This is a genomic window from Lacticaseibacillus brantae DSM 23927, assembly GCF_001436115.1.
Classification (GTDB): domain Bacteria; phylum Bacillota; class Bacilli; order Lactobacillales; family Lactobacillaceae; genus Lacticaseibacillus; species Lacticaseibacillus brantae.
Genome location: NZ_AYZQ01000003.1, coordinates 166,506 through 182,505 on the forward strand (window position 1 = coordinate 166,506; position 16,000 = coordinate 182,505).

The 16,000-nt window shown below is 48.9% G+C and carries 8 protein-coding genes; all 8 read left to right on the forward strand.

The window, feature by feature from the left end; translation table 11 throughout:
* Positions 1–370: 370 nt before the first annotated feature.
* Positions 371–2,674 (forward strand): isopeptide-forming domain-containing protein, encoded by a 2,304-nt coding sequence (locus FC34_RS06865; RefSeq protein ID WP_157052267.1) that lies wholly within the window; start codon positions 371–373, stop codon positions 2,672–2,674.
* Between the two features lie 78 nt (positions 2,675–2,752).
* On the forward strand, positions 2,753–9,514 hold the full coding sequence (locus tag FC34_RS06870) for an MSCRAMM family protein (protein ID WP_057894678.1): 6,762 nt from the start codon (positions 2,753–2,755) through the stop codon (positions 9,512–9,514).
* A gap of 123 nt (positions 9,515–9,637) precedes the next feature.
* Positions 9,638–10,492 carry a class C sortase gene (locus FC34_RS06875; protein ID WP_057894679.1) on the forward strand — a complete coding sequence of 285 codons (855 nt, stop codon included), beginning with the start codon at positions 9,638–9,640 and terminating at the stop codon, positions 10,490–10,492.
* Positions 10,464–11,285, forward strand: coding sequence for a class C sortase (locus tag FC34_RS06880; protein WP_057894680.1), 822 nt, complete (start codon positions 10,464–10,466; stop codon positions 11,283–11,285). Before FC34_RS06875 ends, FC34_RS06880 begins: the two co-directional genes overlap by 29 nt.
* Positions 11,282–12,202, forward strand: coding sequence for a class A sortase (locus tag FC34_RS06885; RefSeq protein WP_057894681.1), 921 nt, complete (start codon positions 11,282–11,284; stop codon positions 12,200–12,202). The genes FC34_RS06880 and FC34_RS06885 overlap by 4 nt, the downstream gene beginning before the upstream one ends.
* Positions 12,203–12,239: 37 nt before the next feature.
* Positions 12,240–13,646: a hypothetical protein gene (locus tag FC34_RS06890; RefSeq protein WP_057894682.1), complete on the forward strand. Its 1,407-nt coding sequence runs from the start codon at positions 12,240–12,242 to the stop codon at positions 13,644–13,646.
* A gap of 31 nt (positions 13,647–13,677) precedes the next feature.
* Positions 13,678–15,048 carry a helix-turn-helix domain-containing protein gene (locus FC34_RS09690; RefSeq protein WP_057894683.1) on the forward strand — a complete coding sequence of 457 codons (1,371 nt, stop codon included), beginning with the start codon at positions 13,678–13,680 and terminating at the stop codon, positions 15,046–15,048.
* 26 nt (positions 15,049–15,074) lie between these two features.
* Complete coding sequence (locus tag FC34_RS06900) at positions 15,075–15,719, forward strand: DUF3862 domain-containing protein (protein ID WP_057894684.1); 645 nt, start codon at positions 15,075–15,077, stop codon at positions 15,717–15,719.
* Positions 15,720–16,000: the final 281 nt, after the last annotated feature.

The following is a 16,000-nucleotide window of genomic DNA, read 5'->3' on the forward strand; positions in this document are numbered from 1 at the left end:
AGTCAATAGAGTAAATGGATTGATTAGAATTTACTAACCACGCATATCAAATTATGCGTGGTTTTTTGTCGAAAAAACAACGGTTTCTTTTAAATAGACTGTAATTTTTTAAGTAAACGTCTTTTAATTTAGGTTTAACAAAATCAACAAATTTATATTTATAGATTTGGAAAAATTTAATTGTGCGAAATCGTTTTATCGGCACACATTCATTGGTCTACCGCGGATTTATTGGGTTTGTGAATAATAAAACAGAGTTAGTTCATAAAAATAATTGTTATTTGGTGAAGGACTTGTGACGTTTGTGTGAATTATACTTACGGTCATGATGCTGATTAGTCATCAATACGTACCAAGGAGGATTGGTTCAATGAGAAACCGAAAAATGAAAAAGTTTTTGTATTCAGCAATGGTTTTAACGAGTGTTGCTGGAACCGCGATGACTGGTATAGTGACGACCGTCATCAGCAACGGCCAGACTGTTATTGCCGCAACTAAGGATGCAATTCCTGACAGTTCCACACCACGGTCCATCGTTATTGAAAAGCATGCCCAAACCGTTGGGGGGCAGGATGATGGGAAGCAAAAGCCTGGTTCTACATTCGCAAATTCACCTGTCCTACCCAATGTCTATTTCCGGGCGACTTTTGTGACTGAAGATGGCAAGTCAGATTACACCAAGTACGACTTAACTGACCCAACGAAGGATGCAGGTAAGTATACGAAAACGAGTAACGTTTTCTATGGTGTGACTGGAAACGATGGGAAAATTGCTCTGCAATTGTCTCAATGGCTGGGTGGGGCCAAGGCAGCCGATGGTTACTGGGAAATTGAAGAGCTTGGTTTCTGGGCTGGCTCTGGAGCAGCACCAACCATCACCGCGGGTAAAGGTGATCGGACACTCTTGGACAATGCCACTAACTTCAATATGAGCCAAACCAGCGGCAATACGGTCATCAACTATGAAAAGTCTGCACCATACTTTGTTGTACTACCGCAGACCGACCGTGATTCTAAAGATGGCTTTTTGTATACGGTTTACACCTATCCCAAGAACATTCCATCAACGAACACCATCTCAAAGAACGTTATGGGCGGTGATGGTTATTCGCCACAAGTTGGGGAAACCTTCTGGTGGAGCCTCAATCAAAACATTCCCGGTGATAGTGAGTGGACGACCACGACGGCCAATGCCGGGGAGTCGGTTCATTATCACGAATGGGCCTCCAATGGCGATGGTCAAAAGGTTGACGTAACTAATGGGGATTACGGGTTAAACAGCAACAAAATTAGTACGGGCCAGTCATCCGCAATCGGTGGCAAGAATATTGGTTTTGGTCAATTTGGCTGGAACGATATTTTGCCAGCCGGTTTAAGTTATGACGGCACTGATGGTCATGGCATTTCAGTTTCCATTTATGACAATGCTGGAAAGGAAACTCCCGTCGCACTGACCTCTTCTGATTACACTGTGGCGCAGAACACAGTCACACCAGTCAATCAAAATGGGTTGGGTCAAAATGCGGCCATTGGGGATGGCACCAACGCCACACAACTGGTCATTAATCTGACTGAATCTGGAAAGGCAAAATTATACGCCGCCATCAAGGCCGTGCCAAACGCAAAAACCCTGAACACCCATATCTGGACTAAGTTGACTGATTCTAACGCTGACTTGGGCGGGGTTTTGGCCAATACCTTCCAGCCGCTGATTACCCCACCTACAACTGGGACGACACCACCAACACCGCCAACACCGCCAACCACACCACCAGAAACACCGAATACGCCTAATACACCGGATACACCAAGTACGCCGCATACACCAGATGTCTACTTTGGACGCTTCAATCTGTTGAAGAACTCAACTCAAGATCAAGCGACACATTTGGCTGGTGCTACCTTCCAAGCTTGGTCCTTACCAGTTTGGGGCTTCTACACTTCAGGCGATGCATCCGCTGATGTTAAGGCAGCTGTCGCAGAGGTCAACGTGGCATTGCGTAAATTGCAATCGGCCAGTGACTCTGATGCCCAAGGCATTTACTCAAGTTTGACTTCTGACTTTAAGCTGTTATCCGAAAATGCCAACCAAGTCTTTGAAAAGACAGTGGCAACCGGGACAAACCTGACTGGAGCGGATTACACCACCACTGATCATGGGGTGGATACCGTGCATAAGGCAATCAGCTTTGACGCGGCTTATCCCACTGCCGCTGCGTCACTCACAACTAAGCCAGCAGGGGATCAAGGCAACTTGGTTGCGGCAACGACGGCTGATGGAAAAGCCATTAATTTCCACGCGATTGACAAGACCACAAATGAAAATGGGACTGCCAATTGGGGTGCGCTGCCAGTAGATATTACTGGGGGCAGCTTAGCTAATAACGTATACCGTTACTATGCCTTAGTTGAAACGGTGGCACCAAGTGGATATGAACTGGTAAAAACACCGACCTTCGTGAAAGTCACGTACAACACCTCAGTTACTGACCAGCAGAATGGCAACACTGTGTATGCAGCGACAGTTTCTGACGCACCAAACACCAACCTGCCATTTACCGGGGGTCAAGGGTTACTCATTCTGATTTTGACGGCTACAGGCTTGATTGCTATTGGGTCAGCTGGGATGTACTACGCACGTAAGCACAAGCACGATGAGGGCACTGAAGCTTAACGTGTGGCAACAGGAAGTAGGAATCCGAGGCCCAGCCTTGTGGGTTTCTACTTTTTTACGATAGAAAGGAGGGTTAACTTGATTAAACAACGATCGCTTCGGGTCAAAATTGTTCATCTGGCCATGTTAGTCGTCATGCTTGTGAGCGCCTTAATGAGTCCTATCCAGGCTGTGCGAGCCTTAGCTGGGCAGCCAGCTATCCTCACCGTCAAAGACGCATCAGGTCATGCCGTGACCAGCCAGGAACAGACTTTTAACGGTGGCGTTCAGCTGGCAATCGAGCCTCCCAAGCAGCAGGTCCACATTCCCATTGTGAATGGATTGAGTGTGCGCTTGGTCAAAGTCGCGAAACCTTTGAAAGCGGCGGCCTTACCAGCGACGACGTTTAAGGGACTTTACAGCGTCTTCGCTGGTGGTGAGGCGACTGATTTGCCAAAGGTGACCATCAAGGAGCACGCCTCTTTTGACGAACTGACCGCAGCCACGAAAACTGGGCCAGTTGAATTGGATACGATTAATACCAATCAGCAGGTCATCAAAAGTGAAGTGGTCGTGCCAGCCAATCTCAAGCGAGAATTTCTGTTAGAATTCACCAATCCACTCAATCGGAAGTTTAAAGTCATCGCGACGGCCGATGGGCATCAGCAAACGTTATTTGCGTTTGGCAAACGCTCAGATCGGGACGTCATCAAGCACGGGACACCAAAGACTGCGACTGAGAAGCAAACGAAAGATCAATCCAGTCACGTCTGGACCAAAAAGGAATTGGCCCTCACTCGACCAATGCCGAATGTGGTCAAAGGCTTACACTTGGCGACCCAAGTAGGCACTAAACCTTTAGCGTTTGACGCTCAGGCGCTCAAACTCATCAGTCTTGCTGCCACGGCCGCAGCGCCGGCAGTAACTGGGCTGACGCTACCAGCGGCGGATCCCAATGATCCCAAGGCTGGTGCAATTAATCCAAACGGAATTTCAGGCGATTTGTTGTGGCCCAAAGAAGAAGTCACACAAGTTGCCGCTCAGAATGATTACGCTGCCTACCAGAAAATAACCAAATGGTATTCCTCCAAGAATAACGGGGTAGCGGACTATTATGTGATTTTTAGAATCTACACTGGATTTACAGGAAAATATGCGGCGCAAGATGGTGAGGCACAGCTCAATGCCGATAATGCGGCTGGTCATGACAGTTCCTACACCAACAACTTGGTGCGGGTGAATGACTCGATGGTGTATACCGTTACCGCCACGATGAATAAAATTGGCGATCAAGCGGCTCACCAAGTGCCTGAAAGTTTGAATGCGATCAACCTATATTTGCGCGGTAACGGGACGACCACTGTTCCCAATGCCTATTCGGCCGATACGGCCAAGAAACTGACCTTTGCCTTCAACCAAACTGGCCGTGAAGCGACCACAGTTTTCAAAGGGAAGGTATCGAGTGACCTAGATGAAGGCGATAAGTTCACCACGTCGTTTTCACCCATGCCAACTTTTGATGCAGGGTACACTTACACCTCGCAACAAATTACAGCGAAAGCCGTCTCAGCCTTCCAAATTCGCACAGTCAACCAAATTACCGGCTCTGGGTTAGCCAGCAACCGTTATGGGGCCATTTATGACGCCTACAAGGCCTATGGGGATGCCGTGGGAGACAAGGATTATAACAACTTCACGAATCTGCTGGCGTACGGCTATGTGATTATGCCTCAGCTTTCGAGTGATAACCCAAGCGGCGTTGGGGTCAACACCAAAGTCGGGCGGACGATTAAGATTCAAATGAATCTTCAGCAAGTCGCCAACTTTACGGCCCTTGGGGTGGGCGATTCAGGCCAGGTTGATTATGTCCAAGGCGGCAATGTCCGCGACATCTTCTACGGGGTGGGGAATTTCTCCACTGCTGCCGGCCAAGATCAGTTGAAAACGACTGGTGGCTTGACGGCGAATGCTTCCGCGGGGACCAAAATCTGGCAATTGAAGAATCCAGATGGCGGGACTAGTGCTGGGCAATATTTACCGGTGCATTGGAACGATTCACAGATTCTCAATCCAAGCTATACGAATGAAGTGGTCAGCCAATGGGCAGTCACGGCGACAGTCTCATTTGATTATGTGCTGCCTAGTGATTTCCAGGAAAACTACGCCACTTTTGCCCTGTTCTTTAAGGATCGGAACAATTTTGCACCAGGCAACTTTGGCATCAATCAATATGCGAACTATCGTAACCTGCCACTAAGTATGGATTATTCGACTGATCGCCAGATCAACCTGAACAGTTATCAAATTGATGGCCAGGCAATGCCGCTGTACACGGACTATCAAGTGACGCAGTGGCAAGCACTCATGGGGAGTACGATGAAAATCACGAGTACAAATCGTGTGTACCCAACTGGCCTCAGTCCCAACGGGAGTTTGGTCTATCGCGATGGCGGTGTTTTATATGCGCCGAATGCGGCCACGGTCGCCCAGGCGAAAAGTTGGGGCGTCGAATCCCAACTAGCTGCAATTTATGCCCGTTATCAAGTCACGACGTTAACGGACGACCAAATTAAGGCCATCAATCTGCACACTACACCGGTGATTTCTGACAGCAGTGTGTTCCCGGACAATCCCGTGGCTCTGCGGGGCACCACCACCAACGCGCAGACCAATGTCGCGTTGCCAGGCAGCCCGTTTATTGTGAATCCCCAGACAGGCGCGCATTATGCGGTGACGGCAGATCGGTATGGCTTGGATGTCACCTTTGCTACGTATCGTCTTTCAGGATTGACGAAGACTTTTAGCAGTCACGATATCAACGATTCGTTCACCATGCCACCAACTGGGGTGATTGTGGCTGGGTTGGAATCAGATCCGTTGTTGAAGACACCATTTTCCGCCAATGATCAATTGATCGACTGGGCGAACAAGACGAACGCTTATAGTCAGTGGAAGGCCTTTGACGTGGATAAGAATTCCGGCACGCCACTGGGGACGAATCGAACGGACGATGTGACCACCAACGCCATGTTCCGATTAACGATACAACTAGGCACCTGGAGCATCGGAAACGCCACTTCGTTTGAATTAAACAAGAACCTTGATATGATGGCAACTTGGAATTCTGACGCCTTTTATATGAATCTGGATATGTTAAAAAAGCTCGTGGATAATCCGGCGAAGTATCAGGATCCCTTTGCGCCAAGTTTTGAAGCCAGCAAGGACATGACATCTGCAAGTCGCTTCTTCGATTGGTCCAAGATTATTAAGTTGGGTAAACGCGTCACGGCCAACGGCACAAATGATGCACGCCAATGGCATTTTGATGACGTTGCACCAGCCAATGATACGAAGGATTATCAATGGTCGGATTGGGCCACGGTAATGAAGAATTCGGCGGGGATGAGTTCAGCCCAGCTGCGGCAAACTTACACGGCGATTCGCTACGACTTCACCGGCCAAGATGTGTGGGTGGTTGATGAAGCCACCTCAAGTGCCAATGGTCTCCATCAACCGGTGGGCGTGATTCGCTCGCCATTAGTGTTTGATTCCAAGGCCATTGGGACCATGACCAATAACAATCCCAATATGATTCGCGCCTCACTGCAGTTACCGGGGACCCCTTGGTTTAACGGGGCAGAAATGTTAAAGAATCCTGGTTTTCCAACCACCCTGTGGGGTTATACGCTCAGTAATGGCTTGCCAACTAGCACCACCTTGAGTCCAGGCGACTGGCGGGGGCAATGGTTGAATGCGAGTTCAGTCGGTTACCGTTATGCCGGGAAGGATATCAGCAATGAATATCTGACTCAAAGTAGCCCTGGTGAACAAGCTGGCAAGGCCAACCTCGTCTTTTCTCGCCGGTATTACGGCTACAATGGCGAACCGTTAACACCTGGGACCGCCGTCGCAGACCGCTTTAAAAGTGAGTTGAATACGAGCTATGTTTTGATCACCTCGCCAACTGCGGCCCAAACCACCCCGGATATCCGGCTGGTGATTCCGCAAAATAGCCAAGGCTACTATCGCCAATCGGTTGACGGTGTCGGCCTTGATCAGACGAATTTTGCCAGCACGTATACCCTCAAAACCAAAGCGATGACCTTGGGAGACAATCAAACCTATCAACAAGTTTTCTCAGCGCTTGCGCCAGGGAGCTCAGGCAGTGCCTACACTGATGCCATTGATGGCGCGCGGCAGGCACAAGTCTTACAGATTGATTGGACTGATCCAACCAACAGCAAGGCCTTGAATGATTATTACACGGCTTTGAAACAGATCTCTGGGCAGACGTACACGCAAGGCTTACCGCTCACTTACGCTTTGATTGGGTTTGATCTGTCTGACATCATGGGCGGCAAAAACAATCAAGAAGCCAGCTTTATGACAAAAGATGTCTTCATGGCCAACGTGAATGGCGCTTTGACACCAGAACCGATTGCCCCGGCTTTTGATAGTCTCCAATCGCCATCTGATGCCAGCGAGCAAGTGTTGAAGAATCGCGCGTATGTCAATGTTCAGCAAGCAACGAGTTATGGCATCAAGGAAACCATTGGGCCAATGCCCGCTAGTGAGTCAGCTTCTTCACCAGGCAATGCCGTGTACGACTTTGATACCAAACCCGATCGCACTTTCTCAATCTACATTACGATTGATGCCAAGAGTCAGCCACTCGTGAATCCGTACGTGACTGCGATTGTCCCGTTCATGAAAGACGATGTGGGGACTAACACGAATGCCGGCATCACGCTGGCGCGCACGGGTCAAAAGAATGTGCGCAGTTCGCTTGTCTTGGACCCGTCAACCAGTCCCCGGATTCTAGCCGACCAAGGCAATTTTGGGTTCTATGTCAGCCGTGATCGCCAGCAATCACTGCTATCGAGCTTTGATACGCTGGGAACTGGTAGTGGTGGGTCTGGTCTCTTCAGCGATTTCTATGGTGATTATACTGGTTGGGTCACGGCAAACCAGACGTACCAGCATTTACTGCAAAATGACTACATGAACCAGACCAAAGCCAAACAGTTTGGCATGCGGTATCATGGCACGATTCAACCAGGTGAACAGCTGGTTTTCCGGGCTGACTTTGCGGTTGATCAGAGTTTTGTGCCAGATACGGACTACATTAAGCACGAAAGTTATCTCGGCTTCAAAGGGGCAGACACGACCGTTTACCCCGTCAGCAACATCGTGAAGTATCAGCAGAAAAAAACTGTCGGTCAGATTAAGTTTGTCAAAGCCAATGCGGACAATCATTCGCAGCTGCTTGCCGGCGCCAAGTTCATGCTGGCGCGGTCTCAGGCCAGTGCCGATGCGATTTATCAACTGATTAAAGCGGGTAAATCCACGGCCGACATTCTCGCCGCGATTAAGGCTGACAGTAATTTGGCTAATAATGTTGTCACGAATGCTGACGGCAGTGTGAATGTGCAAACGGCTGACACCAACGGCCAAGGGCTGTTTGACCAGTTAGCGCTGACCAACCCAACCTATTGGTTGATTGAAATTGGTGCCCCGAGCAGCTATGTTTTGACCGACCAGGCCAAGGCAGACTTGGTTCATCAAGTCGATGCGGTGGTCCAAAATCCGGCCGGCACCGCAGTCACACCGGTTACTGTTTTCAATAAAAAGAGTACTCAGCCGAAATTGAAGCTCTACAAAACAGATCAAAATGGGCAACCACTCGCCGGCGCGGTCTTCCAGATTTGGACGGACGCGGCATTAACCAAGCCATTAGACCCAACAAAGACCTACAGCACCGGTGCTGATGGCCAGCTGGACGTCTCAAACCTCGTCTTAGGGAACACCTATTGGGTTCAAGAAATTAAGGCCCCAGCAGGTTATGAGCTGAATGGCACGGCTGTGAAATTGGCCTTTACGCAAGACAATCTTGGGCGCGTCGTCAGCACGGACGGCACCGATAGCAACTATATTTCAAACAGCAAGCCTAACCAGTTGATTCCTGAAGGTGGGCCGCTCGATCCCAACAAGAACTATCTCACCTTTGTCATGGCCGATGCGCCCACAACAATCTTACCGTTCACGGGGAGTTTCATGATTTGGACTTTTGTGATTCTCTTCTTGCTGGCAGTGATTGGCGTCCTCATCTATTGGGGCCGCCATGGGCGTGGACCGCTTAAATCGGTCCTGAAAGTCGGTTTACTCCTCACCATTTTCGCCACGTTTGGCTTAGCGCAGATGCACTCAGTCGCCGCCGCGAGTGGTGAGTATGGCTTGACCATTCAAAAATACGTCGATGCAAATGGTGATCCGGCCAATGCGCGCCACGATGGCGCTGAAGATACCAGTACTGGCTCAGGGGATGTGCGGCCAGTGACGGGCATCAACTATACGATTCAACGCATTCTGGCCGGGGCCGGCACGCCTAATTACACCGACCCCAGCAGTTACACGGTGGATCCCAGTTTTCCCGAGTTAACGCTCACCACTGATGCAAAGGGTTTTGCCCATGTTGATTTGGATCCCGGCTTTTATCTGGTGAAAGAACTGGCGGGCAATGGGGTGACCCAGCCAATGACACCGGTAATCGTGCAAATTCCAACCACGCTGGTTGATGGCACGCGCTTGAACCAGGTCTGGCTGTACCCAAAGTCAGGAGTTGAAACGCCAACGATTCCACCAGTGCCACCGGTGCCACCAACGGTACCAGAATTGCCCAATACCCATTTACCGAAAATTCCGCCCACGGCACCTCTGCCTAAAGGGCGGATTCCCAACACCCGCATTCCCCAAACCAGTGCCAGCATGGGCAATGAGTCGCAACTATGGCTGCTGCTCTTGGCACTGATTGGCAGTGGTAGCGTCGGGGCTTGGTCCTATTTTCATCATCGGCTCGGGTGAGGCTTGAAGCCAATACAAAGAGCTCAACCTGAGGCATTAGGCCTGGCTTCAGGCTGAGCTTTGTTCGATTATTGCAACCGTCTAGTCAAAAAAGTAAGGCAGTGAGTGCACGTGTGGTCAAAAATGAGACGAATAAAACTGAATCGGCTTGAAATCGGCTCACTCGTGCTGATTGCCGTGGCCGTGCTCCTACTGGCATACCCCATCGCGGCGAATTACTTTGCCAATATTGATCGGGGTCATGCGGTCACGCGCTACCAAAAGGACATCAAAGAGTTAGCGCCCAAGGTGGTGGCCCAAGAGTTTGCGGCTGCCCAGGCCTATAACGATGGGATTTGGCAGCAGCAACGGAATATACCGGCTAAACTGCCTAACTACAATACGATTTTGCCTGATGCGAGCGGCGTGATGGGGATGCTGAATATTCCCGCCATTGATATTGTCAACATGCCGTTTTATCACGGCTCTAATGATGATGTGCTCGAAAAAGGTCTGGGGCATATGAAAATGACTTCAGTACCCATCGGCGGCAAGAATACGCGCGCCGTCATTACTGGGCATTCAGGGTTAGCGAATCAACAGCTGTTTTCTGATATTAACAAGTTACAAGTGGGGGATTATTTCTTCATTCAAGTGCTTGATCGGAAGCTGGCGTACAAGGTTCATGACATTCAGAAGGTCAAGCCTGACCAGGTCAATGCGATTAAAATTCGGCGCGGCCAAGATGCCGTGACCTTATTGACGTGTTGGCCGGCGGGCATCAATTCAGATCGATTGTTGGTGACCGGTTATCGTACGGCCTACACGGCGGCACGCAAGGCGCCCGTCCAGAAACGGAATTTCTGGAATTACGAGCATATTGTGCTGATGCTGCTCGGGTTGGCAGTGATAATCATCGCCTATGCTTATTACCGCAATCGGACTCGCAAACAAGGAGGTCGGACATCCGTTGAGCACGAAGAAACGCAAAAAAATTAATTGGGCCGCGGTTTTATCCGGCCTGTTCATCTTTGCTGGCATTGCCATCTTTTTCTATCCGATTGTCGGCAATTGGTACGCCAACATCGATCGCGGCAAGGCCATCACGAATTATGAGCGACAATTGGAACAAATGGACCCCAAAGAGAAGGCACACGAATTGGCCCAAGCACAGGCGTATAACCGATATTTATGGGGCCAACAATCTGGCCAACCCGCAACGCCGGTGGCCTATAAAGACACGATCAAAAGTTCAGTCATGGGCTATCTGGATATTCCCGCCATCCACATGACCAAGATGCCTTTCTATCAAGGCACCACCTTTGCCGTGCTGGATAAAGGCTTAGGGCATATGCAGACAACTTCGATTCCTGTTGGGGGTAAGAATACCCGGGCAGTGATTACAGGGCACTCAGGCATTGAAAACCAAACCCTGTTTTCGGATGCGGAAAAGCTGAAAAAGTCAGACGTCTTCTATGTGTCCGTACTCGGGCAAAAACGGGCCTATCGGATTGACAATCTTAAGGTGGTGACCCCGGATCGCATTGACGCCATCAAGATTGAAGCGAATCGCGATCTAGTGACCCTGCTAACGTGTACGCCGATTGGCATTAACAGCCACCGTCTCTTGGTGACTGGTCATCGGATTTCGCTGGCGGAAGCGGCAAAGGATCCGGTTGTGGCTCGGGATACGTGGAGCTATCAGAACAAGGTCTTGCTCATTTCGGCCCTGGTTTTGATGAGTCTATTCTTATATCTTATTGTTAAACACCGAAAGCGGGCTAAATTATGAACGGGCGGCGAGTGTGGGGCGTAATTTTCATTATCAATGTGAGTGTCATAGCGATTCTGACGGTTTTTGCTTGGTGGGGAAATCAGCTACTCAATCAGAATGCGGCCTTAATTGCCGTTTCACAGGCACAATTAACACCATTAGCGAATGCGGCTCCACAGAAAATTGCGACCGCAACTGACAATAGTGCCGCCATCAAAAGTGTTGGAATTCCGGCCTATACTGCAGCCAAGCTGAAACAAACCACTACCGTCAACCAAAACGGGATTGGTCGTTTATATATTCCACAAGCGCGGGTGGCCCTACCGATTCTGGCTGGGATGACAGACGCTAACTTACTTTCTGGGGTGGCCACTTATCGTCCCACGCAGCGGTTGGCTCATGGCAATTATGTCATTGCCAGTCACAACATCTTCGGTACCGGTCTTGGGTTGGCTAATATCAAGGTGTTAAAAGCTGGCAATGCTGTTTATGCCACCAACTACGGGTATGTCTATCGATACCAAGTGAGCAGTAATCAGGTCGTGAATGCTAATAAAATTGGGCTCTTAGATGACGTTGGGCCGACGGACGCAGCGATTATGACGATTTTTCGGTGCGAGGGCCCTGAAGGAACGCCATATCGGCGCGTGGTGCAAGCAAAATACACGGGCTATACCACGTTTGAACATACACCATCGGCCGTCTTGAAAGGCTTGGGGATTAGTCAAAAATCAGTAGCCACTAAGGCAGATAAAGTTGTTAATCAAGGCGTTGCGCCATTAAATATTTGGCAACAATTAGCGGTCAGGTCGGCAGGGATGGTGCTGGCTTCTGCGCCATGGCAACTCTGCTTGGTCTTGGGCCTAACCTTGTTTCTGCCAATTGCTGGCATCATGGTCAGTGATCACAAAGGCGGTAAAAGGTATGTCAGATAAAGTCTAGCCGTGTAAATAAAATTTGGAGAAGACAACTATGAAAATTAAGGGTAAGCGATTTGCCAAAGTTGTTGCAATGCTTGCAATGGCTTTTGGCTTAGTGGGTGGCATAAGCGCCCAAATAACAACTACGGTTTATGCAGCAGAATCTGTCCCATCCCAACAAGTACAACAAGCACAGTCAGTCGTCGCAACCGATCCGGCGCTGACGTCAACAATGCTGAACGGCCAGCGCGTGTTTCGACTGGCTGATCGAACGACACCAAAAGACTTTAATCTTGCGGCGGCGACGGATACCATTCATAATTACCTCACTTCGACAACCAAGACGATCGCGCAGAATTTAGCCGTACCCGATCCAGATGCTAACTATGAAGTTTTAGGCGGATTAGTGCGGCGCGATAACACTGGATTTTATGAATTCACTTACAACAAGGCCAACCAAACGGGGCACGTCTTGTATTTAAACCCAGCTGGTCAAGTGATTAAAACGGTCCCCTTACAGGTTGGTAAAGGAATTAACATTGACGGTTTGGTTCAATGGGACTTAGCGTTGGCCGCAGTAGAGACAGTTCGCGGGATTGGATCGCTACTGCTGCTTGATCCGATGCGCTTGGTCTCTGTTGGGGCCCGTCTCGTTTCCCCAATTATTGAAGGCGTCGCTTTTGGCGGAGCTTCTCAGGTGATGCTGAATACAGCTGAAGGCGGTAAACGGGCGTATATTAACATTACCAACGTTGGCGGGAACAATGACGAATTCACTTTCAGTCGACCGTATGCGGACTTTGCTAGCCCGGTGCCCGTTCGCGTGGTTGAAAACTATACGACAGCGCCAACTATCGATAAGGAACTCTATGTCTATCTTGATCCAACTATGAGTTACTCTGATTTACTGGCGACCTATAATCGCGTTAAGGCGGATTTTGCAAGCGCTAACGCATCGGTGATTACTAGTATCCAGGACGTTGAGACAAACGGGCAAGTTGTCCCAACAGTTGCAGAATATACACCTGGCCAATGGCTGACTGAGGGCGGTCAGAATAACTTCGAACGGTCATACTCTTTGTTTAATCGCCAAGGCGGTGTCCAAAAAGTTGTGACCGGTAACGCCATTGCTCAGAAATTAGGGATGGGATCAAGTTATCAAGGTCAGTCTTGGGATAGCCTGGGCAAAGCAGGTTATACCTTCCAGCGCGTTGCGGAGTTGGATAATCGCGGTGTCCCAACTCGCTGGGGCACAAACACGACTCGGTGGGTTGTCGTCCCGCCGCTGTCAATTGTTAGTGCCGGCTCGCTGACTTATGCACAGAGCCCGTTTGACTGGCAGTTACTTAACTGGCGTAAGGCCGAATCAGTCCGTGTTACAGGATTATTAAAGGCCGGGGAGGAGTCCGGTTTTACCTTTACCGTCAAGTATGATGGCACGATTTATCCACGGGATTAGGACGATATTTTAAAAGGAAGAAGGGGTAGCCATGACACTAGAGCAAGTTTTGATGACAAAGCGTGAAGAAGAGAAGTTAATTTTACTCAGTGAGATCATCGAGGCTGAGGGTTGTTTTCGGCTGGCGGCATACGCACAAAAAGCCCATCTTTCATATGCGACAGCCTACAATTTAAATCGTGAATTGCAAAACGACCTCGCAAAGATGAAGCTTAGGATTGATCAAGATGATGTGATTGCGCGCTACCGCCAATTTTTGATTCGTGATAGCCTAGCAGCACAATATATTTTGTGGGGATTGATGAATCAAGGCAAGGCACAGGGTGATGTTTTTGCCAAAGCACACGGTGTCAGTTCCGTAACTTTACGCCGGCGTCTCAAGCCGTTTCAGGGTTATGTGACTAGTCTAGGGCTTCGGTGGTCGTTTGCTACAGTAAGAATCACAGGCAACGAGCTCTTTGTCCAAGAGATTTATGCGCGATTACTGCGTGCCAGTGGGATTGATGATAGCACGGCGATTGAACCGCAGATGCCACTCACCATAGCCAGAACTTGGTTGGCACTGCTTTTGGGAATTTCAGAAGCAAACCTAGACAATTATGATTTAACCAACTTCTTACGTGTGATTTATCTGACCTTGTTGCGCCGCGATAATCTGACTGGACAATTGATTTTACCTTTGGGGAGTTTATCGGCCAGCGACCAGATTGTCTTTATTAACCACCTGATTCAGCAATTTGGGATGGGGACTGAACCAGCTAAACGTTTGCTGTATAGTCTGCGGTATCAATTATTTATCGACCCGCAATTTGCCTTATTAACTCGGCAAATCAATCCCGAGCGGTCGCTTCAATATTGGCAAGAGTTTGGGCAGGCCATTTTGAAGGGTCCTTTAACCCAACTGAGTGAGACAGAACAAACCCTCAGTTGGGGAGCAGTTATGGGCCACATTTTGGTCAAACATGCTCTGCCATTGGGACCAAAGTTACGGCCAGATCAGCAAGCTGATTTAATTGAGTTCGTGAAGACCGCAGTGAAACCCCAGTATGCTGTCCAAATCTTACCCGTGGTGCAAGCAAACCGCGAATTGACGCCTCATCGAGCTAGTCTCAAACGAATTGATCTCTTCTTCTCACCGCAGGCAGTGACGATTGATCAGTCAGTGATTCATCAACTCTTTGACCATTTTGCTAATATTCAATGGCTATTCACGCCTCAAACCGTGCTTGCTCACGCAAAGACCCATAATTATGTTGTTGTCGTTGAAAGCGGCGACTACACCCCGCTCAATCATCAGGTCGATGCGTCGAAAGTGTTTGAATGGGTGCCAGAGTTAGGCTCGCGGCGGAATTTGGATCGTTTGTTTTCAATGATTATCGCAGCGTTGCACGTGGAAAGGTGAGCCAAGTCATGACAAAGAGGAGACTGATGTGGCTTGTCATTGCCATGATTGTGGCTGTCGGTGTAGGTGGTAGTATGTATGTCCTGCATCAAGGCCAACAATCTCAGCAGGCGGTCGCGACCAATAAGGAGCAAAACAAGGTGAAAAAAACAGTTCAAGGTAATCGCAGTACTCGCCAGCAGCCGACAGCTAAGCCATCGACAAAAGTAGACCTAACATTGACGCAAAAATTCAACCAAATTGCTGATAGTAAAGCTAACTATGATACCCAATCCCAAGTGACTGCCTTGCTAGGAAAACCAAGTCAAATTGAAGAAGTGCCAGTTGCCAATCAAACTGGGAAAGTGCTGACGTGGAATCGTCCCAATGGCCAAGTGGGCAGCGTGAAAGTGACATTCATGGATGATAAGGTTTTGAGTAAGCAAGTTGAGGGGGTGTATGAGGACGTCCGATCGCGGTTGACCTTGGCTGATTACAAACAGGTGAAGAAGGGAGACACCATTGCCCAAGTTATCACCGTGCTTGGACATCCATTGCGGGTCATCTCGCTCGTCAATCCCACACCGGTTTTGGCGTATGAATACGAAGGCAAGGTTAGCCAGGCAGCTTATAAAATTTCGATCCTATTTATTGACGGTAAGGTCGTGGACCCCAAACAAACAGGTTTATAAGCTCACACAAAAACGAGGTGCTTTCAACCTCGTTTTTATGTGCCTGTGAAAATGTTTTTCTGAGGTTTGTCACAGCGTTTTCCCGTTGTATTATCATTATTGGCAAGATAAATAATCGATTTACGACCATTTTTATATTCAAAAGTATGAATTATATTGAACAATCCTTTAATGCCGGCTTCTGCGTTCGTAAGCGCTCTTTTTAAATTGTGTTTGTTCAGTGGGCAAAAATCAACTGCGATTAAATTGGCCGCAATCAAGTTTACACTACTCGAGTGGAC

Bases quoted from the DNA above. Each gene is read 5' to 3' on its own strand.
- FC34_RS09690 (WP_057894683.1), top strand. From the start codon at position 13,678: ATGACACTAGAGCAAGTTTTGATGACAAAGCGTGAAGAAGAGAAGTTA.
- FC34_RS06865 (WP_157052267.1), top strand. From the start codon at position 371: ATGAGAAACCGAAAAATGAAAAAGTTTTTGTATTCAGCAATGGTTTTA.
- FC34_RS06900 (WP_057894684.1), top strand. From the start codon at position 15,075: ATGTGGCTTGTCATTGCCATGATTGTGGCTGTCGGTGTAGGTGGTAGT.
- FC34_RS06890 (WP_057894682.1), top strand. From the start codon at position 12,240: ATGAAAATTAAGGGTAAGCGATTTGCCAAAGTTGTTGCAATGCTTGCA.
- FC34_RS06885 (WP_057894681.1), top strand. From the start codon at position 11,282: ATGAACGGGCGGCGAGTGTGGGGCGTAATTTTCATTATCAATGTGAGT.
- FC34_RS06875 (WP_057894679.1), top strand. From the start codon at position 9,638: ATGAGACGAATAAAACTGAATCGGCTTGAAATCGGCTCACTCGTGCTG.